This window comes from Aminobacter ciceronei (assembly GCF_014138625.1).
In the GTDB taxonomy this organism is placed as follows: Bacteria; Pseudomonadota; Alphaproteobacteria; order Rhizobiales; family Rhizobiaceae; genus Aminobacter; species Aminobacter ciceronei.
This window is the reverse complement of the sequence record NZ_JACJHY010000063.1, coordinates 1-17,074: the sequence shown is the minus strand read 5'-3', so window position 1 is coordinate 17,074 and position 17,074 is coordinate 1. Positions and strand designations below refer to the sequence as shown.

The following is a 17,074-nucleotide window of genomic DNA, read 5'->3' as shown; positions in this document are numbered from 1 at the left end:
CAAATAGCTATCGACAACCGAGCGCTTGAAACGCGCACTGTGTTTGGACATGCAAAACCCCCGAAGGTTGTGTCCAACTTTCGGGGGTCAGTTCAAAGTGCCGGGCCTTTTCTTTTGCGCAAAGGCACGGCATGACTTCACGCATGAGCGCCGACGCCAAGATTTTCATCGCCAATGACGTGGTCATCCATCCCGACGACCTCGAGGAGAACTTCATCCGCTCCTCGGGGCCGGGTGGCCAGAACGTCAATAAGGTGGCGACAGCCGTGCAGCTGCGCTTCGACGCCGCCAACGCACCGGGGCTGCCCGAGCGCGTGCGCGAACGGATCATCAAGCTCGCCGGGCAGAAGGCGACCAAGGACGGCGTCATCGTCATCGAAGCCGGGCGCTATCGGACGCAGGAACAGAACCGCGCCGATGCGCGCGCCAGGCTGACGGCGCTTGTCGCCAAGGCGGCCGAGCCGCCACCGCCGCCGCGCAAGAAGACCAAGCCGACAAAGGGTTCGGTCGAGCGCAGGCTGAAGACCAAGTCCGGCCGCTCGACAGTCAAGAAGTTGCGCGGGCGGGTCGACGGCGACTAGGCCTCTTTAGCCCGACGGCCGACGGCAGGGCGTTTCGCACGTCCTCGGGATTGCCCTGGGACACAGCCTTCGGTTGCCGCTTCCAATTTGCTCCCGCAGATGCCAAGTTTCGGCGACTGCCACAGCAAGGGAGACCACGAATGGGCATGTTCGATTTCGTCAAGAATGTCGGCAAGAAGCTTGGTTTCGGGGATGACGAGGCGCCGAGCGCCGATACGCTGAAGAAAGAGCTCGATTCGCACAAGCTCGGCACCGACAACGTGCAGGTCGTGGTCAAGGGCGACACCGCCGTGCTGACCGGCGTGGTCAAGGACCAGTCGATCTTCGAAAAAGCGGTCATCGCCGTCGGCAACACGCTTGGCGTTTCCAAGGTGCAGGCAGACGAGCTCAAGGTCGTTGCGCCCGACTCCGGCCTCAAGCTCGACGGCACTGTCGACATGACGGAGCTGGTCAAGGCATCCACGCCTGCCAAGGCGCCGGTGTTCTACACCGTCAAGAAGGGCGACAACCTGTCGAAGATCGCCGAAGCCCAGTACGGCAAGGGCAAGGCGTCGAAATACACCGTCATCTTCGAGGCCAACAAGCCGATGCTGACGCACCCCGACAAGATCTATCCCGGCCAGGTACTGCGTATCCCCGATATCGCGACGGCCTGAGCCGAAGACACTCGGTTCATGCGAACGGCGGCTTTCGGGTCGCCGTTTTGCGTTTCAGCTGGCATCCTGGACGGCCAGATCGAACAAGGCAGCTTAGACGTGCTCGTATTGCCCAAAGGCGTCCGCCACATGCCAGGCTTTCTCACCCGCGAGGTGCAGGAAGGACTGGTCGAAAGCATCCGTGAGGTGGTGAAGGCCGCACCGCTCTACACGCCCGCCATGCCCAGGACCGGCAAGGAAATGAGCGTGCGCATGACCAATTGTGGTTCGCTCGGCTGGGTCACCGACAAGGAGCGCGGCTATCGCTACCAGCCGGAACACCCGGTGACGGGCGAAGCATGGCCGCCGATCCCCGAGGCCTTGCTTGCGCTGTGGCGCGAGGTTTCGGGCTACCCGCATCCGCCGGAAGCCTGCCTCGTCAATTTCTACACCGACGCGGCCAAGATGGGGCTGCACCAGGATCGTGACGAGCGCGAATTCGAAGCGCCTGTCGTCTCTGTATCTTTGGGTGACGCTTGCCTGTTCCGCGTCGGCGGTGTCAGGCGCGACGACCGAACGGTGTCGTTCCGGCTCGAGAGCGGTGACGTGGTGGTGCTGGGCGGGGAGGGGCGGTTGGCCTTCCACGGCGTCGACCGCATCTATCCGATGACCTCGGCCCTGCTGAAGCAGGGTGGCCGTATCAACCTGACGCTAAGACGCGTGACCAAGCCGGCTGCGGCGTAAGCGGCCGAACTCTCAGAGCTTGCGGATCGCCACTTCCTCAACCAGATGGCCGGCACCCTTCTTGAGGATCAGGTCGGCGCGCGGACGCGTCGGCAGGATGTTTTCGCGCAGGTTCTTCAGGTTGATGTTGGCCCAGAGCCCTTCGGCGATGGCACGTGCGGCATCTTCCGACAGCTGCGAATAACGATGGAAGAAGGACTGCGGATTGCGGAAAGCCGTCTCGCGCAGGCGCATGAAGCGTTCGATGTACCACTCGTGGATGATCTGTTCGTCGGCGTCGATATAGATAGAGAAATCGAAGAAATCGGAGACGAAGGGCACGAACTTGCCATCCTTGGGCAGTTCGCGCGGCTGCAGCACGTTGATGCCCTCGAAGATCAGGATGTCGGGCCGATCGACGGTGACGAACTCACCGGGCATGACGTCATAGGTCAGGTGCGAATAGACCGGCGCGCGGACATTGGGCTGCCCCGACTTGATGGCCGAGAGGAAACGCAACAGAGCGCCGACATCGTAACTGTCGGGAAAACCCTTGCGCTCCATCAGATTGTCGCGGCGCAGCACCTCGTTGGGATGAAGGAAGCCGTCCGTCGTCACCAGGTCGACCTTCGGACTCGACGGCCAACGGGTGAGCAGCTCTTTCAGGATACGTGCCGTCGTCGACTTGCCGACGGCGACCGAGCCGGCCATGCCGATGATGAAGGGCGTCTTGGTGCCCTTCTTCTCCGAGTTGAAGAAGCGCTGGCGTTGGCGGAAGAGCTGCTGGCTGGTCTCGACATGGGCCGAGAGCAGGCGCGACAGTGACAGATAGATGCGCCTGACCTCGTCGAGGTCGATCGGCTCGTACATGGAGCTCAGCCGCCTGACCTCGTCGGCGGTCAGTGTCATCGACATGTCGACGCCGAAACCCGCCCAATGCTCGGCGGAGAAGAACCAGTAGGGGGAGTATTTGTCCGTCGGTGCGAGTTGATCCATCGACTGTTCCCTGCGGCGGCCGACCAAGGTCAGCCTTCGTTCTTGCGCGAGGCCTTTTCGGCAATTCCGGACTGCGAGGTGCGCCGCTCCAGTTCGGCCATCACCTCAGCCATCGGAATGCCGGCGACGGCCAGCACGACGAGCCAATGATAAAGGAGATCGGCACTTTCCGAAACGAGCCCGGCGGCGTCGCCCTTGACCGCGGCGATGACTGTTTCAACCGCCTCCTCGCCCAGCTTCTTGGCCGCTCGCTCCATGCCCGACTGGTAGAGCTTGGCGGTCCAGGAACTGGCATCGCCCGAGCGGGCACGCTCGGCGACGATCTCTTCCAGGTCGGAAAGGGAAAATCCGGTCATTGTGGCCTCGGCAGTCCAGAACATGTTCCATTCCGAAGAGCCGAGCCGGAACATGTTCTATCATTTTGTTGTCGCATGATCTTTTCCGAAAACCAGTCCCCACTTTTCGGGATCATGCCAGTCAGCCAATGGGGTCCAGCCGCATCGGCAAGCCCGCTTTTGCCATGTGCGCCTTGGCCTCGGCAATGGTGTAGGTGCCGAAATGGAAGATCGAAGCGGCCAGCACCGCCGTGGCGTGGCCATCGCGGATGCCCGCGACCATGTGGTCAAGGTTGCCGACGCCGCCCGAGGCGATGACCGGCGCACGCACCGCATCCGCCACCGCGCGGGTCAGCGCAATGTCATAACCGATCTTGGTGCCGTCGCGGTCCATCGAGGTGAGCAGGATCTCACCGGCGCCAAGATCCACGACCTTGCGGGCAAACTCGACGGCGTCGATGCCGGTACGCTCGCGGCCGCCATGGGTGAAGATCTCCCAACGGTCGGCTTCGTCAGCCTCGGACACCTTCTTGGCGTCGATGGCGACGACAATGCACTGGTTGCCGAACTTGTCGGCGGCCTCGGCGACAAAGGACGGGTTCTTCACAGCCGCCGTGTTGATCGACACCTTGTCGGCGCCGGCGAGCAGCAGCTTGCGGATGTCGGCAACCTGGCGCACGCCGCCGCCGACGGTCAGCGGCATGAAGCACTGCTCGGCAGTGCGGGCGATGACGTCGAAGATGGTCTCGCGGTTGTCGGATGAGGCGGTAATATCGAGGAAACAGAGTTCGTCGGCGCCGGCGGCGTCATAGGCCTTGGCAGCCTCGACCGGATCACCGGCATCGATCAGGTCGACGAAGTTGACGCCCTTGACGACGCGGCCGTCTTTCACGTCCAGACACGGAATAACGCGAGCTTTAAGGGTCATTTCCGTTCCTCGAAAAGGCCCGGCTCGGGCTTGAGCGTGCCGCGCAGAATGGCCAGCGCCTGGGCCGGGTCGATTCGGCCGTCATACAGCGCGCGGCCGGAGATGGCACCTTCGAGCTTTTTCGCGTCGGGCATGGTCATGCGGACGATATCGGCCAGCGAGGCGAGACCGCCCGAGGCGATGACCGGGATCGAGACCGCCTCGGCGAGGTCGATGGTCGAATCCCAGTTGATGCCGGCCAAAACGCCGTCACGGTCGATGTCGGTGTAGATGATGGCGGCGACGCCGGCGCCCTCGAACTTCTTCGCCAGCTCGACGACACCGAGGCTTGAAGCTTCGGCCCAGCCCTCGACGGCAACCTTGCCGCCCTTGGCGTCGATGCCGACGGCAACCTTGCCGGGGAACTTTTTGCAGGCTTCCTTGACCAGCTCGGGGTCGCGCACGGCAACGGTGCCGAGGATGACACGGGCGAGGCCCTTGTCCAACCACCTCTCGATATGGGCGAGCGAACGGATGCCGCCACCGAGCTGCACCGGGTTCTTCGTGGCCTTGAGGATCGCCTCGACGGCCGAACCGTTGACGCTCTCACCGGCGAAGGCGCCGTTGAGGTCGACGACGTGCAGCCACTCGAAACCCTGGTCCTCGAAGGCTTTTGCCTGGGCGCCGGGATCGTCGTTGTAGACGGTGGCCTGGTCCATGTCGCCGAGCTTGAGGCGCACGCACTGGCCATCCTTGAGGTCGATGGCAGGGAAAAGGATCATGCTCAGACGCCTTCGACGATGACGAACTTGCCGACGGAGGCGGCGTGGCGAAGCTTCACCACCTCCTGGTATGCGGGTGAGTGGTAGCAGGCGATCGCCTGCTCGTAGGATTCGAACTCGACCAGGACATGGCGGTTGCCGGTCGGGCCTTCGGGCTGGTCGTACTGGCCGCCGCGCACCAGAAGCTTGGCGCCATAGGGGGCGATCGCCGCAAGGTTTGCGGCGATGTAGGCCGGATAGGCCTCGGGGTCGGTGATCTCGATCATCGCCATCCAGTAGGCCTTCTTGGTCGTCATGGCTTCCACCTCAAGAAATTGGCAATCAGGCCGAGGCCAAGCGCCTGGCTTTTTTCGGGATGAAACTGGGTGCCGACAAGATTGTCGCGCGCAACCGCCGCGGTAACCCGGCCGCCATAATCGGCGGTGGCCAGCACTTCTTTCTCCTTGCTGGCGTCGAGATGGTAGGAGTGCACGAAATAGGCGTGCAGCCCTTGCGGCCCGGTGGCGATGTCCTTGAACACCGGGTGGTCGTGTTTCACGTGAATCGTGTTCCAGCCGATCTGCGGAATCTTCAGCGTCGGGTCAGTCGGCGTGATCTCCTTCACGTCGCCTGATATCCAGCCGAAGCCCTCGGTGACGGTCTTTTCGAGCCCGCGCTCCGACATCAGCTGCATGCCGACGCAGATGCCGAGGAAGGGATGCGCCTTGCGGATGGCGACCTCCTCGACCGCTTCCCACATGCCGTCGACGGCGCGCAGGCCCCGGGCACAATCGGCATAGGCGCCGACGCCGGGAAGCACGATGCGGTCGGCCGAACGCACGCGATCGGCATCGGCGGTCAGTTCGATCTCAGCCGTAATGCCGGCCTCGCGGGCGGCGCGTTCGAAGGCCTTGGTTGCCGAGCGGAGATTGCCCGAACCGTAGTCGATGATGGCGACGCGCATGTCAGTGTCTTCCGGGATAGTGCAGGAGGCCGAGCGCCGCACCCGATGGCTGTGGGCGCGGCGACGCGGCGGGGGCGATGGTAACGGGCGTCGGCTGGGTTTCATCAGCGTCGTCGTCGGCCGCATAGAGGTAGCGTATCTCGGCGTCCTCGATGGTGTCGGCCTCGATCACGCCCCACTGATGCCAACCGGCGCGGCGAAGGGCGGCGACCCTGAGCGCACCGCCTTCGAGGCCGACATAGAGCGAGATGAGCAGCGACAGCAGCGGCACGGCCGCGATCAGCTCGGTCCATTCGCCGACGGCACCCAGTGCAAGCGTGACCGCGAAGGTCAGCGCCGCCAGCACCCAGAGCCGATGCCACAGCATCCACAACAGCGGGGCGATGAATCCGAAGAAATAGAAGCCGTCACGGACGAAGACGGCGCCTTCCGAAGCGGTTTTTCCTGCCGAGGCAGGCGGCTCCATGACGACATGGATGGCCATGGCTATCCCTTCAGGCTGCCCTTGGTCGAGGGTACTGCGTCAGGCTGGCGCGGATCGCTTTCAAGGGCCATGCGCAGCGCGCGCGCCACGGCCTTGAAGCAGGTTTCGGCGATGTGATGGTTGTTGGCGCCGTAATGGTTGGTGACGTGCAGGGTGATGCCGGCGTTCTGAGCCAGCGCCTGGAAGAATTCGCGCACCAGCTCGGTGTCGAAGGTTCCGATCTTGGGCGCCGAGAAATTGACGTTCCAGACCAGGAACGGGCGGCCCGACACGTCGATGGCGGCGCGCGTCAGCGTCTCGTCCATGGCAAGGTCGATCGAGGCATAGCGCATGATGCCGCGGCGGTCGCCGAGCGCCTTGGACAGCGCCTGACCGATGGCGATGCCACAATCCTCGACGGTGTGGTGATCGTCGATATGCAGGTCGCCCTTGGCTGAGACCTTCATGTCGATAAGCGAATGCCTGGAGAGCTGGTCGAGCATATGGTCGAAGAAGCCGACGCCGGTTGCCATCTCCGAACGGCCGGTGCCGTCGACATGGACCGAAACCGAAATCTCGGTTTCCTTGGTCTTGCGGCTGACTTCGGCGGAACGGGGGGCCATTGGCGGATCCTTGTCCTCAAAAACGAGATGCTAATAACAGCATGTTCGGCCAGTTGCCAATCGCCGCGAAAGGGCATTTCGTGATGCGGCGTGACGATTTGCAATCCTTGCGCCGCGTCATACATAAGACGCCAACTTCCACTCGTAACGCGCAAGCCGCCAAACAGGGGCCGCGCGCCATCGGAGCAACATATGTCCAATGAACAGAGCATGCACGCCACGACGATCGTGACCGTGCGCAAGGGCAACAAGGTTGTCATCGCCGGCGACGGCCAGGTCAGCCTCGGCCAGACCATCATGAAGGGCAACGCCCGCAAGGTCCGCCGTCTCGGCAAGGGCAATGTGATCGCCGGATTTGCCGGCGCCACCGCCGATGCCTTTACGCTTCTCGAAAGGCTTGAAGCCAAGCTCGAGCAATATCCTGACCAACTGACCCGCGCCTGCGTGGAACTGGCCAAGGACTGGCGCACCGACCGCTATCTGCGCCGCCTCGAAGCGATGATGCTGGTGGCCGACAAGAACGTGTCGCTGGCGCTGACCGGTACCGGCGACGTGCTGGAACCGGAATTCGGCGTGATGGCCATCGGCTCGGGCGGCAATTACGCGCTCGCCGCGGCGCGTGCGCTGATGGACACCGACAAGGACGCCGAGGAGATCGCCCGCAAGGCGATGCAGATCGCCGCCGACATCTGCGTCTACACCAACCATAGTTTCGTGGTTGAGACGCTCGACGCGGCATGAGCACGGGCGCCGCAACCTGCTCCGCGGGCGCGACCCTGCCTCCGCAGCGCAGGGCACTGCGACTACCTGACCGGTTCGATCTTGCGCCGGTCGACGACCGTAACTTCTCGGCATGCGAGCGGGTTGGGCAAGCGATCGATGCGGTCGTCGCCGGGTGGCTCGCCAGCCGCGGCTACGACAGGCTGTTCGTGACGCTGGCTACGCCGGACTTCGCAATGGGCCTGTCCGCGCTTGTTCGCTCGCTGCGGACGGTCAGCGACGTCCCCATTCTTGTCCTTACGCAGGGTGATTTCGTACCCGATGTCGAGGCCGACGACGTGGCATTCCTTGAGGTGCCCCCATTGGTGCGCCTCGGCCACGCCTTCCCTGCCGATGCGCAGCATCTCGCGGTGACGCTCAGCAAGCTATGGGTCTTTTCGCTGACCCGGCCTGCGCGCGTCGCCTTCATCGACGCAGACTGCCTCGTGCTTCAGCCCATCGACGATCTCTTCGACGGTGAGGGCTTCGCAGCGGTGCCCGATCTCTTCATCAACTACAAGACACCCGCCTTCAACGCGGGTGTCTTCGCCTTCACGCCATCCGCCGAAATCAGTCGCGGGCTCTTTCAACGGCTGCCGGAGCTTTCGGTGGGGGACGGCGACCAAGGCATCCTCAACGCCTTCTTTCCCAACTGGCGGCAGCTGCCGCAGGGGCTCAACTTCCTGCGAGCTCATGCGCTCGTGCGCGCGCAGGCCCAGGACCAGGCGATCAGGATCGTGCACTACACGCCCTCGAAGCCCTGGGTACCCGCTCCCGTTTCGCCGCGCGACCCGGTGCTCGCCCCACTCGACGAGCTCTGGACAGAGCGGCTGACGCCCGTCGAGCATGTCGCGCTGGTGCGTGATTGGCGGGCACGCCTGGCCACGGCCGAAGCCAACATCGCCTCGTGGATGGGGCCGGACACCGCAAAATTCCTTCAGGACGACATGGATTTTGCCGACGGCAGGAAGCGTCGCAGGCGCGAGCGGCGTTTGAAATACGGGCTTGTCGCGCTTGTAGTCCTGCAGGCAGTGCAAGCAAGTTTTATTGCCTGGATGCTTCTCCATCAGACGAATGCATTGAAGTAAGGGGTTTGTATGACGTCCTACACATTCCGATCCGTCGAGCTGGATGACCTTGATATCCTCGCCGAGTGGCTCGCCGAGCCGCATGTCGCCGAGTGGTGGGACGATCCCGAGACCGAGATCGCTCTGATCAAGGAGCACATCGACAGCATCTCGGTCGAACCGCTGATCATTGAGCTGGACGGCAAGCCGATCGGCTACCTCCAGAGCTACGATCCGCACATGGAGGACGACCATCCTTACCAGGACCAGCCCTTTGGCACGCTCGGCGTCGACCTGACGATCGGCGTGCCGGGACTGGTCGGCAAGGGCCATGGTTCGGCGATCCTCGCCCAGTTCGTCGAGGAACTGTTCGAGGAAGGCGTGCCACGCGTGATCATCGACCCGCACCCCGACAACAAGCGGGCGATCCGGGCCTATGAGAAGGCCGGCTTTGTGGCGTTCGACACGCGGACCTCTGAATATGGGCCGGCGCTGTTGATGGCGCGCGATGCCGACCAAGAGGATTTCGACGCATGAGCAGTGCGCAGGAAATGCTCGCCATATCGCCAGGTGTACTGCGAACAGCGGTCGACAGCGGATTGGTGACGGCCGAACAGGCGCAAGGCCTGCGCGAGCTGGAACAGGCTAGGGCACAGGTGAGGGAGGCGGAACCGCATGATGACGAGAAGTTCCGCTTCATCAGCGGCTTCTCCGACATCTTCGTGACCATTGGCCTCGGACTTTTCCTCGGCGCCCTCGGCTACTTCTCCGGCAACGCAGTTGGCAATGCCGGCATGTTCGCCGTCATCGCCGTGGCGAGCTGGCTTCTGGCCGAATACTTCACCCGCCGGCAGCGCATGGCGCTGCCCAGCATCGTGTTGCTTCTTGTCTATGCCGGGGCGGTGTTTTTCACAGTCGCCGAAGCCTTCAACCCGAGCCTCGGCTTCGGACTGGGGCTCGGCAACCATGGCGGCCTGCCGATCGTCATCGCCGGGCTTGTGACCGCTGTGGCAACCGCATTGCACTACCGGCGTTTCCGGGTGCCGGTGACGATCGCAGCCGGCGTAGCCTCCCTTGTCGCCTCGGCCGTCGGGGTTCTTTTCATGATCGTTCCCGATTTCGCCGAACAAGCGGCCAAGCCGTTGCTGCTGGCTTGCGGGCTCGCTGTGTTCACGCTCGCTATGCGCTTCGACCTGAGCGACCCGCAGCGCCAGACACGTCGTACCGACATAGCGTTCTGGCTGCACATGCTGGCCGCACCGCTGATCGTACACCCGCTGATCAGCGGCCTGGTTGGAGACGGCGGTTCCGACGTCGTCTCGGCCTGGAGCATCCTTGCGATCTTCGTCGGACTGGCGTTGGTCGCGCTCGTCGTCGACAGGCGCGCCATCCTTGTTTCCGGCCTGTCTTATGCCGGCTTTGCCTTCGGCGCGCTGGTCGTGAAGGCAGGGCTGTCGGACAGCGTCGTGCCGTTGACGATGCTGGTGCTCGGCGCGCTGGTGCTGCTGCTCAGCGCCGGCTGGCATGCGTTGCGGCGGGCCATTCTGTCACTGCTGCCCGGCGCCCTTGCGCACCGGCTTCCAGCCCATACATAAGCCCCAACTGAGTATCCGAGAGTATCCACATGTCCACATTCTCCCCCCGTGAGATCGTTTCCGAACTCGACCGCTTCATCATCGGCCAGAAGGACGCCAAGCGCGCCGTGGCGATTGCCCTGCGCAACCGGTGGCGCCGCCAGCAGCTGGAAGGCCAGATGCGCGAAGAGGTCATGCCCAAGAACATCCTGATGATCGGACCTACCGGCGTCGGCAAGACCGAGATCTCGCGCCGTCTGGCCAAGCTGGCAGGTGCGCCCTTCGTCAAGGTCGAGGCGACCAAGTTCACCGAGGTCGGCTATGTCGGCCGCGACGTCGAGCAGATCATCCGCGACCTGGTCGAAATCGCCATCGGCCTGGTGCGCGAAAAGATGCGTGAAGACGTCAAGGCGCGCGCCCACGTCAACGCCGAGGAACGCGTGCTCGAGGCCCTCGTCGGCAAGACGGCGAGCCCCGCCACCCGCGACTCGTTCCGCAAGAAGCTGCGCGACGGCGAACTCGACGACAAGGAGATCGAGGTCCAGGTCGCCGACACCGGCACCGGCGGCATGCCGAGCTTCGACATCCCCGGCATGCCCGGCGGCAATGTCGGAGTGCTCAACATCAATGACATGCTGCAGAAGGCGATGGGCGGCCAGCGCACCAAGTCGCGCAAGATCACCGTCAAGGAATCCTACGCGCTTCTGATCGGCGACGAGTCCGACAAGCTGCTCGACCAGGACGAGGTGGTTCGCCGGGCGCTCGAAGTGACCGAGAACGAAGGTATCGTGTTCCTCGACGAAATCGACAAGATCGCACGCGGTGACGTCCATGGCGGTCCGTCACGTGAAGGCGTGCAGCGGGATCTGCTGCCGCTCGTCGAAGGCACGACGGTTGCGACCAAGTACGGCCAGGTGAAGACCGACCACATCCTGTTCATCGCTTCGGGTGCCTTCCACGTCTCCAAGCCGTCGGACCTTCTGCCGGAACTGCAAGGCCGCCTGCCGATCCGCGTCGAGCTCCGTGCGCTGGAGAAGGACGACTTCCGCCGCATCCTGACGGAGACGGAAGCCAGCCTGATCAAGCAGTATATCGCCTTGATGCAGACCGAAGGCGTCAACCTCGAGTTCACCGACGACGCCATCGATGCGCTCGCCGGCATCGCCGTCGATCTCAACGCCAGCGTCGAGAACATCGGCGCCCGGCGCCTGCAGACGGTGATGGAGCGCGTGCTCGACGAGATCTCCTACGACGCGCCGGATCGTAACGGCACGACAGTGAAGATCGACGGCGCCTATGTGCAGAAGCATGTCGGCGACCTCTCGAGGAACACCGACCTGTCGCGCTTCATCCTCTAGGCCTGGTTCGGCCGGCGCGCCAAACGGGCCGGCCATTCCTTGCGGCAGCTGCGGTAGATGTGGCCGAATGGTTCCAGCCGGCCAGCTTTCGCCTGACACCGGAGACAATATTCTCGACTAAGCCGAGGGCATTTCCTAGTTTGCCCTGACAAAGCTTGGGCAAACAGCAGCACATGAAGCGCGTATTCTTCTCGGCATTTCTCCTGGCGGCGGCCTTCGCCGTTCCGCAAGCATCAGCGGCGACCGTCGTCGCGGCCGGCAACGTGCATGCCGAACAGCCCGATGTGCCGGGTGCCTCGTCCAAGCGCACCAAGGCCGGCAAGACCACCTTCGACGCCAAATACCGCAAGGTCTATGCGCTGCTGCAGAACGACGCCGATTTGCGCGGCAAGATCAAGACCGTGGCGCGGGCTTACGGCATCGACCCGATGCATATCGTCGGCGCCATCGTCGGCGAGCATACCTACAATGTCGACGCCTATGACCGGCTGCAGACCTATTACGTCAAGGCGGTCTCCTATCTCTCCAGCAAGCTGCGCTTCGCCTATGAAGGCGAGGACATCTCCGACTTCATCAAACGGCCGGAATTCGCCGACTGCGCCGGCAAGTCCGGCAGCTACGAATTGTGGGAATGCCGCGAGCGCGTCTGGAACCAGCATTTCCGCGGCAAGACGGTCGGCGGCACCAGCTTCCCCAATGACCGCTTCAGCGCCACATTCTTCCAGCCCTTCTATGCCGGCCAGACTTTCGGCATCGGCCAGCTCAACCCGCTGACCGCACTGCAGATGAGCGACGAGGTCCACACTGTATCCGGCCTGCCCAGGCTCGACGAGAAAGATCCGAATGCCGTCTACAAGACGATCATGGATCCCGACTTGACGCTGCCTTACGTCGCCGCGACGCTGAAGACGTCGATCGACGCCTACAGGAACATCGCCGGCTTCGACATTTCGCAGAATCCGGGGCTGACGGCGACGCTCTACAATGTCGGCAGTCCTGAGGCCCGCGCCTACGCGCTGAAAGCCGAAAATGAGCGACGCCAGGCCGCAGGCGAACCGGCGAAGCTGCCCGAAGAAAACTATTACGGCTGGCTGGTCAACGACCGCCTCAGCGAGCTGCAGGCGCTGTTCTAGGAAAAACTATCTGCGTTTCTTGCGCGCGATCGCCTCGCGGACCTGCGCATTCAGTGCCGCCAGTTCGACATCATTCAGTTCGTCGATCGCTTCGGCCATCAGGTTGGCAAGCTCGGTTGCTGCCGGTGACAATCCCGCCGTGTCGACTACCACCCGTGGATGCGAGCCCTCTGCCAGCTTCTGCAATTCCTCGGCATCATCCCAGATGACGTTGAAGTAGCCGATGATCTTCTGGATCATCGCCCAGGTCGGCACACCACGATGGCCGTGCTCGAGCGCCGAGAGATAGGCGGCGCTGACGCCGATGCTGGCGGCCATGTCCTTCTGGCTGACGCCGCGTTCGCGCCGGAGTTCGCGGATGCGTTCGCCGAGCGGCGTCATGCACCGAGCCTCCGCCTGATCCTGATGTAGAGCGCGCCGGAGCCGCCATGGTGGCGCTCGGCATGGTCCTGGCTCGAAATCAGCATTCGGAACGGCGCGGTGTCGAGCCAGGCCGGTACCATGCGCTTCAGCACGCCGTCGCCGCCCTTCGAATTGCCCTTGCCGGTGATGACCAGAACATAGCGCAGGCCGCCGGCATGCGCCCGGCTCAGGAAGGCATAGAGCAGCGAATAGGCCTCGTCCTGGGTCATGCCGTGGAGGTCGACCCGGCCCTCGATCGGCAGGCGGCCCTTGGAAAGCTTGTCGCGTGTCGGAACGTCGAGCGAATGGGCGACATACTGCCGTTTCGGCGCCTTCGCTGGCGCCGGCGCAGACTGCTCGGCGGCGATTTTTACCGGCATGGGCTCGGCCTTCGGCGCCTCGACCTTGGCAACCTCGGGGATTTCAACCGCTCTTTTGCCCTTGAGCGGCGAGGCGGTGCGGGCGATGACGTTCCACAGCACACGCTCCTCGTCGCTGAGCTTACGATCCCGACGCGTGCTCATCGCTGGCCCACGGCGAGCAGGGATTTCGGCAGAAGCGCAAAGAAATCGGCGTCGTTGCGGACCACGCCGGCGATCTCGCCCGCGTCGAAGCCGGAACCGGCAAACAGGTCACCGCGCGCCGGGCCGGTGATGGCCGAGCCGGTATCCTGGGCAATCATCAGTCGGGCAAATGGCTTGCCACCGAAGGCAGTCAGGCCGGGAGCGGCGATGTAAAACGGCGTGCCGAAGGTGTGCAGCAGACGGTCGACGGCGACTGACCGGCCAGGCGTCAAGGGGACTTTCGCCGCGGCGACCGGGCCAAGTGCGGCGTTCTCGACTTCGGCGTGCCGGAAGAAGATGTAGGACCGGTTCTGCCAAAGGATCTCGTCGACGCGGTCAGGATTGGCCTTGAACCAGGCCCGGATCGACTGCATCGTCACCTTCTCAAGCGGTATTTCGCCGATCCTGGCGAGAATTCCGCCCGGACCGGTGAACCGCTGGCCGGATTTCGCGGCATAGGTCACACGACGCAGCGACCCATCGGGCATGTTCAGCCGGGCGGCACCCTGGACGTGGATAAAGAACGCATCGACCGGATCGGCGACCCAGGCGATCTCCAGGCCCTGGCCGGCGAGCGCACCCTGTTCGATCGTTGGGCGGTCGAAATACTCGATCAGCCCGTCCGGGGTCTGCCTGGCGAAAGCAAGATAAGGGTCCATGCCGACGGGGCGATTGGTGTCCTCGACATCGACAAGATCAGCCGGGCGCGACAAAAGCGGCACGGCAAACGTGTCGGTGCGAACAGGAGACGCCTCGACGTCTGGTTCGTAAAAGCCGGTGACGAGGCCATGGTCGCGACCTTCGGGTGCGACGAGGGCAGGCTGGAAGTGGCGCTCGAAGAAAGCGCGGGCGTCAGCGCGATTGACGGCCGGTCTTTCGCGGGCCTCCGCGTAAGCGGGGCCAAAAGCGTCGGAGGCGACGCCGAGGGCGCCGCTGCGGTAGGCTTTGGTCAGGACGTGGAAGGCAGAACGGCGAAAAGCCTCGAAGGCGGCCAGCTGGTCATCATCATACCAGGCGGGCAGGTCGCCAAAGCCGACCTGGGTGAATGCGGGCGAGAGCAGCACGGGCTTCGCCCGCCGCGCGCGATCAGTCTTCTTCCTCGGTCGCGACGAGCTTCCAGTTCGGGTCACGCGAGCGGGTGTCGCGGGCAAAGGTCCAGACGTCCTTGACCTCGGCCACTGTCTCCGGATCGCCGTCGATGACCTCGCCGGCCTTGTCGCGGGTCGCCGAAATCAACTCCGAGACGATGCGCAGCGTGACATGAGCCTCACCACCCTTCATTTCAGCCGACACGATGTCGGCCTTGTCGATGCCGACGAAGGAGGACTGGATCTTCTCCGAACGGCCCTCGCGGTCGGCGATGGCGGCGACGAAGCCGTCGAAGACTTCACGCGACAGAAGATTCTTGAGCGTTTTGCGGTCGCCATCGGCATAGGCCATGACGATCATCTCGTAAGCCATCTTGGCGCCGTCGACGAAGCCCTTGGGTTCGAAGGAGGCGTCGGCGTCCTTGATGGCACGCAGGCCCTTGTTCAGCTCGGTGCCCGGCTTGGCAAACGCGTCGATGGCGACATAGGCCTCGTCGGCTGCCTCGCCCGGAGCGCGCTTGCGCTGTGGCAGCGACACGACGTTCTCCGGCTTGCCATTGGCGTCCTGCGGCTTGCTGCGGGCCGCGGTGTAGGGATCGAAGGGCGGACGTTCATTGCCCGTACGGCGTCCAAGCACGTTGCGCAGCTGGAAAAAGATCACCACCGCTGCGATCAGAAAGAAAATCGTGCCGAAATCGAAGAATTCCATATCTTCCGCCGATCCGTCCCTTGTTCGCGGCCGAAGCCAGCTTATGTGCCATTCGCCGGCGCCGCATCTGTGCCGCGCCCGTAGCCCTTGCATATAGAACGCATGCGCCGATCATTCAAATTAAAGGCGCAGCACCCTATCTAAAGATGTATGCACTATGCCTGTGACCGCATCTGGCTGTCACGTCAACTCAAACCGGACGGATCGACGCTCTTCATGCTGCCCCTCCTGCTCCTTGCCCTGCCTTTGCTCGAGATTGCCGGCTTTGTGGTGGTCGGCAGCGAAATCGGCGTGCTTGCGACCATCGGCCTGATCCTGCTCAGCGGCATCGTCGGCTCGATCCTGCTGCGCGTCCAGGGTTTCGGCGTCATGACCCGGATCCGCAAGGAGATGGACGCCGGCCGCGATCCGTCCAAGGAACTGGCCAATGGCGCGATGATCGTTCTGGCCGGCATCCTGCTTTTGATCCCAGGCTTCATCAGCGACATCATCGGCATCCTGCTGTTCCTGCCGCCGGTGCGGGCGCTGGCTTGGCGCTTTCTGAGCAAGCGGGTGCGTTTCAGCACCGATTTCGGCGGCTTTGCGCGCCGCGGCGGCCCGGCAGGAGGCAAGACCATCGACCTCGACGAGGACGACTTCACACGCCAGCCGGACCCGAATTCGCCGTGGCGCTCCATCCGCGACGAGTAGTCGGCGAGCTTCCGACGCCGGCAAAACCTTGTCTTGGCATGCCGAGCATGCTAGCGAACCGCGGATTCCAATCCGGGCCGCATCGCGGCCAAGCCAAGAGGACATGGGCTAATGGCCACGAATGAAGCGCCGGAAGGCGCCAACGGCAACGGTAATGCACAGCAGCCCACACTCAATGTGCTGGCGCAGTATGTGAAGGATCTTTCCTTTGAAAGCCCCGGCGCTCCGAATTCGCTGCGCGGCCGCGACAAGGCTCCCGGCATCAACATCAACGTCAACGTCAACGCCAACCCGATGACGGACAAGCAGTTCGACGTCAACCTGACGTTGAGTGCGAAGGCTGCCTTCGACAAGGACGTGCTGTTCAACGTCGAGTTGGTCTATGGCGGCGTGTTCCGCATCGACGGCTTTCCGCAGGAGCACATGCTGCCGCTGCTCTTCATCGAGTGCCCGCGCCTGCTGTTCCCGTTCGCTCGTCAGATCATCGCCGAAGCGACCCGCAACGGCGGCTTCCCGCCGCTGATGCTCGACCCGATCGATTTCGCCCAGATGTTCCAGCAGAAGATCGCCGAGGAACAGGCCGCTTCCAAGGTCAAGGTCAGCTAAGACCCCACGCCTTCAAGCGTCATCAATCAAAAGCCCGGCCTCAGTGAACTGACCCCGTAAAGTTGGACGGTTCATTGAGCTGGTAGATTTAAGGGCTGGGTCCTGTATTGCACAGGGGCCAGCCCTTTCAGTTTCAG

23 protein-coding genes are annotated in these 17,074 nt (G+C 63.4%); 11 read left to right on the top strand and 12 right to left on the bottom strand.

Features of this window, described 5'->3' with window-relative positions; genetic code table 11:
• Positions 1-143: 143 nt before the first annotated feature.
• The 3 genes from arfB to HNQ95_RS32305 all read left to right on the top strand — a co-directional run bounded on the left by arfB (position 144) and on the right by HNQ95_RS32305 (position 1,960).
• The gene (gene arfB, locus HNQ95_RS32315) at positions 144-581 is read left to right on the top strand and encodes an alternative ribosome rescue aminoacyl-tRNA hydrolase ArfB (RefSeq protein ID WP_154385275.1); all 438 of its coding nucleotides are present in this window, start codon (positions 144-146) and stop codon (positions 579-581) included.
• A 140-nt stretch (positions 582-721) separates the two neighbouring features.
• The gene (gene lysM, locus HNQ95_RS32310) at positions 722-1,237 is read left to right on the top strand and encodes a peptidoglycan-binding protein LysM (protein ID WP_067955760.1); all 516 of its coding nucleotides are present in this window, start codon (positions 722-724) and stop codon (positions 1,235-1,237) included.
• A gap of 99 nt (positions 1,238-1,336) precedes the next feature.
• Positions 1,337-1,960, top strand: coding sequence for an alpha-ketoglutarate-dependent dioxygenase AlkB family protein (locus tag HNQ95_RS32305; RefSeq protein WP_182576154.1), 624 nt, complete (start codon positions 1,337-1,339; stop codon positions 1,958-1,960).
• A 12-nt stretch (positions 1,961-1,972) separates the two neighbouring features.
• Here HNQ95_RS32305 and coaA read toward each other — a convergent pair whose 3' ends face one another.
• The 8 genes from coaA to hisB form a co-directional block, all read right to left on the bottom strand.
• A complete protein-coding gene (gene coaA / locus HNQ95_RS32300; protein ID WP_067965886.1) occupies positions 1,973-2,935 on the bottom strand; it encodes a type I pantothenate kinase in 963 nt (320 codons plus the stop codon).
• Between the two features lie 29 nt (positions 2,936-2,964).
• Positions 2,965-3,291, bottom strand: a complete 327-nt coding sequence (locus HNQ95_RS32295; protein ID WP_067965889.1) for a phosphoribosyl-ATP diphosphatase — start codon at positions 3,289-3,291, stop codon at positions 2,965-2,967.
• Positions 3,292-3,412: 121 nt separating this feature from the next.
• Complete coding sequence (gene hisF / locus HNQ95_RS32290; RefSeq protein ID WP_154385277.1) at positions 3,413-4,198, bottom strand: imidazole glycerol phosphate synthase subunit HisF; 786 nt, start codon at positions 4,196-4,198, stop codon at positions 3,413-3,415.
• A complete protein-coding gene (gene hisA, locus HNQ95_RS32285) occupies positions 4,195-4,959 on the bottom strand; it encodes a 1-(5-phosphoribosyl)-5-[(5-phosphoribosylamino)methylideneamino]imidazole-4-carboxamide isomerase (RefSeq protein WP_182576155.1) in 765 nt (254 codons plus the stop codon). Before hisA ends, hisF begins: the two co-directional genes overlap by 4 nt.
• Before the next feature lie 2 nt (positions 4,960-4,961).
• The gene (locus HNQ95_RS32280) at positions 4,962-5,255 is read right to left on the bottom strand and encodes a DUF1330 domain-containing protein (protein ID WP_182576156.1); all 294 of its coding nucleotides are present in this window, start codon (positions 5,253-5,255) and stop codon (positions 4,962-4,964) included.
• Positions 5,252-5,902, bottom strand: coding sequence for an imidazole glycerol phosphate synthase subunit HisH (gene hisH / locus HNQ95_RS32275; RefSeq protein WP_067955767.1), 651 nt, complete (start codon positions 5,900-5,902; stop codon positions 5,252-5,254). Before hisH ends, HNQ95_RS32280 begins: the two co-directional genes overlap by 4 nt.
• Before the next feature lies 1 nt (position 5,903).
• A complete protein-coding gene (locus HNQ95_RS32270; RefSeq protein ID WP_067955769.1) occupies positions 5,904-6,386 on the bottom strand; it encodes a DUF2628 domain-containing protein in 483 nt (160 codons plus the stop codon).
• A gap of 2 nt (positions 6,387-6,388) precedes the next feature.
• Positions 6,389-6,988, bottom strand: a complete 600-nt coding sequence (gene hisB / locus HNQ95_RS32265; RefSeq protein ID WP_067955771.1) for an imidazoleglycerol-phosphate dehydratase HisB — start codon at positions 6,986-6,988, stop codon at positions 6,389-6,391.
• Between the two features lie 192 nt (positions 6,989-7,180).
• Here hisB and hslV point away from each other — a divergent pair, with 192 nt between their 5' ends.
• The 6 genes from hslV to HNQ95_RS32235 all read left to right on the top strand — a co-directional run bounded on the left by hslV (position 7,181) and on the right by HNQ95_RS32235 (position 12,879).
• The gene (gene hslV, locus HNQ95_RS32260; protein ID WP_067955773.1) at positions 7,181-7,729 is read left to right on the top strand and encodes an ATP-dependent protease subunit HslV; all 549 of its coding nucleotides are present in this window, start codon (positions 7,181-7,183) and stop codon (positions 7,727-7,729) included.
• The gene (locus tag HNQ95_RS32255; RefSeq protein WP_182576157.1) at positions 7,726-8,835 is read left to right on the top strand and encodes a glycosyltransferase; all 1,110 of its coding nucleotides are present in this window, start codon (positions 7,726-7,728) and stop codon (positions 8,833-8,835) included. The genes hslV and HNQ95_RS32255 overlap by 4 nt, the downstream gene beginning before the upstream one ends.
• Before the next feature lie 9 nt (positions 8,836-8,844).
• A complete protein-coding gene (locus HNQ95_RS32250; protein ID WP_182576158.1) occupies positions 8,845-9,351 on the top strand; it encodes a GNAT family N-acetyltransferase in 507 nt (168 codons plus the stop codon).
• Positions 9,348-10,409, top strand: a complete 1,062-nt coding sequence (locus tag HNQ95_RS32245; RefSeq protein WP_182576159.1) for a hypothetical protein — start codon at positions 9,348-9,350, stop codon at positions 10,407-10,409. Before HNQ95_RS32250 ends, HNQ95_RS32245 begins: the two co-directional genes overlap by 4 nt.
• 29 nt (positions 10,410-10,438) lie before the next feature.
• Positions 10,439-11,746 carry an ATP-dependent protease ATPase subunit HslU gene (hslU, locus tag HNQ95_RS32240; RefSeq protein WP_067955779.1) on the top strand — a complete coding sequence of 436 codons (1,308 nt, stop codon included), beginning with the start codon at positions 10,439-10,441 and terminating at the stop codon, positions 11,744-11,746.
• A 173-nt stretch (positions 11,747-11,919) separates the two neighbouring features.
• Entirely contained in the window at positions 11,920-12,879 is a 960-nt protein-coding gene (locus HNQ95_RS32235) for a DUF1402 family protein (RefSeq protein ID WP_067955781.1), read from the top strand.
• A gap of 6 nt (positions 12,880-12,885) precedes the next feature.
• Here HNQ95_RS32235 and HNQ95_RS32230 read toward each other — a convergent pair whose 3' ends face one another.
• From HNQ95_RS32230 to HNQ95_RS32215, 4 genes are read right to left on the bottom strand one after another with little or no spacing between them, the layout of a single operon-like run.
• Positions 12,886-13,260, bottom strand: a complete 375-nt coding sequence (locus tag HNQ95_RS32230) for a helix-turn-helix domain-containing protein (protein ID WP_067955783.1) — start codon at positions 13,258-13,260, stop codon at positions 12,886-12,888.
• Positions 13,257-13,805 carry a Smr/MutS family protein gene (locus HNQ95_RS32225; RefSeq protein WP_067955785.1) on the bottom strand — a complete coding sequence of 183 codons (549 nt, stop codon included), beginning with the start codon at positions 13,803-13,805 and terminating at the stop codon, positions 13,257-13,259. The genes HNQ95_RS32230 and HNQ95_RS32225 overlap by 4 nt, the downstream gene beginning before the upstream one ends.
• A complete protein-coding gene (gene mltA / locus HNQ95_RS32220) occupies positions 13,802-14,908 on the bottom strand; it encodes a murein transglycosylase A (RefSeq protein ID WP_067955787.1) in 1,107 nt (368 codons plus the stop codon). Before mltA ends, HNQ95_RS32225 begins: the two co-directional genes overlap by 4 nt.
• 22 nt (positions 14,909-14,930) lie before the next feature.
• A complete protein-coding gene (locus tag HNQ95_RS32215) occupies positions 14,931-15,641 on the bottom strand; it encodes a Tim44/TimA family putative adaptor protein (RefSeq protein WP_067955788.1) in 711 nt (236 codons plus the stop codon).
• Positions 15,642-15,857: 216 nt separating this feature from the next.
• Between HNQ95_RS32215 and HNQ95_RS32210 the strand changes: the two genes are divergently transcribed.
• Positions 15,858-16,331, top strand: coding sequence for an FxsA family protein (locus HNQ95_RS32210; protein WP_067965892.1), 474 nt, complete (start codon positions 15,858-15,860; stop codon positions 16,329-16,331).
• A 111-nt stretch (positions 16,332-16,442) separates the two neighbouring features.
• Complete coding sequence (gene secB / locus HNQ95_RS32205) at positions 16,443-16,937, top strand: protein-export chaperone SecB (protein ID WP_067955790.1); 495 nt, start codon at positions 16,443-16,445, stop codon at positions 16,935-16,937.
• Positions 16,938-17,074: the final 137 nt, after the last annotated feature.

What these genes read in the sequence shown, in the direction of transcription:
- coaA (WP_067965886.1), bottom strand. Translation starts at nt 2,935, where the DNA reads ATGGATCAACTCGCACCGACGGACAAATACTCCCCCTACTGGTTCTTC.
- HNQ95_RS32215 (WP_067955788.1), bottom strand. Translation starts at nt 15,641, where the DNA reads ATGGAATTCTTCGATTTCGGCACGATTTTCTTTCTGATCGCAGCGGTG.
- hslU (WP_067955779.1), top strand. Translation starts at nt 10,439, where the DNA reads ATGTCCACATTCTCCCCCCGTGAGATCGTTTCCGAACTCGACCGCTTC.
- hisA (WP_182576155.1), bottom strand. Translation starts at nt 4,959, where the DNA reads ATGATCCTTTTCCCTGCCATCGACCTCAAGGATGGCCAGTGCGTGCGC.
- HNQ95_RS32270 (WP_067955769.1), bottom strand. Translation starts at nt 6,386, where the DNA reads ATGGCCATCCATGTCGTCATGGAGCCGCCTGCCTCGGCAGGAAAAACC.
- hisF (WP_154385277.1), bottom strand. Translation starts at nt 4,198, where the DNA reads ATGACCCTTAAAGCTCGCGTTATTCCGTGTCTGGACGTGAAAGACGGC.
- HNQ95_RS32210 (WP_067965892.1), top strand. Translation starts at nt 15,858, where the DNA reads ATGCTGCCCCTCCTGCTCCTTGCCCTGCCTTTGCTCGAGATTGCCGGC.
- hisH (WP_067955767.1), bottom strand. Translation starts at nt 5,902, where the DNA reads ATGCGCGTCGCCATCATCGACTACGGTTCGGGCAATCTCCGCTCGGCA.
- secB (WP_067955790.1), top strand. Translation starts at nt 16,443, where the DNA reads ATGGCCACGAATGAAGCGCCGGAAGGCGCCAACGGCAACGGTAATGCA.
- HNQ95_RS32280 (WP_182576156.1), bottom strand. Translation starts at nt 5,255, where the DNA reads ATGACGACCAAGAAGGCCTACTGGATGGCGATGATCGAGATCACCGAC.
- HNQ95_RS32245 (WP_182576159.1), top strand. Translation starts at nt 9,348, where the DNA reads ATGAGCAGTGCGCAGGAAATGCTCGCCATATCGCCAGGTGTACTGCGA.
- hslV (WP_067955773.1), top strand. Translation starts at nt 7,181, where the DNA reads ATGTCCAATGAACAGAGCATGCACGCCACGACGATCGTGACCGTGCGC.
- arfB (WP_154385275.1), top strand. Translation starts at nt 144, where the DNA reads ATGAGCGCCGACGCCAAGATTTTCATCGCCAATGACGTGGTCATCCAT.
- HNQ95_RS32225 (WP_067955785.1), bottom strand. Translation starts at nt 13,805, where the DNA reads ATGAGCACGCGTCGGGATCGTAAGCTCAGCGACGAGGAGCGTGTGCTG.
- lysM (WP_067955760.1), top strand. Translation starts at nt 722, where the DNA reads ATGGGCATGTTCGATTTCGTCAAGAATGTCGGCAAGAAGCTTGGTTTC.
- HNQ95_RS32250 (WP_182576158.1), top strand. Translation starts at nt 8,845, where the DNA reads ATGACGTCCTACACATTCCGATCCGTCGAGCTGGATGACCTTGATATC.
- HNQ95_RS32230 (WP_067955783.1), bottom strand. Translation starts at nt 13,260, where the DNA reads ATGACGCCGCTCGGCGAACGCATCCGCGAACTCCGGCGCGAACGCGGC.
- HNQ95_RS32235 (WP_067955781.1), top strand. Translation starts at nt 11,920, where the DNA reads ATGAAGCGCGTATTCTTCTCGGCATTTCTCCTGGCGGCGGCCTTCGCC.
- hisB (WP_067955771.1), bottom strand. Translation starts at nt 6,988, where the DNA reads ATGGCCCCCCGTTCCGCCGAAGTCAGCCGCAAGACCAAGGAAACCGAG.
- HNQ95_RS32255 (WP_182576157.1), top strand. Translation starts at nt 7,726, where the DNA reads ATGAGCACGGGCGCCGCAACCTGCTCCGCGGGCGCGACCCTGCCTCCG.
- HNQ95_RS32295 (WP_067965889.1), bottom strand. Translation starts at nt 3,291, where the DNA reads ATGACCGGATTTTCCCTTTCCGACCTGGAAGAGATCGTCGCCGAGCGT.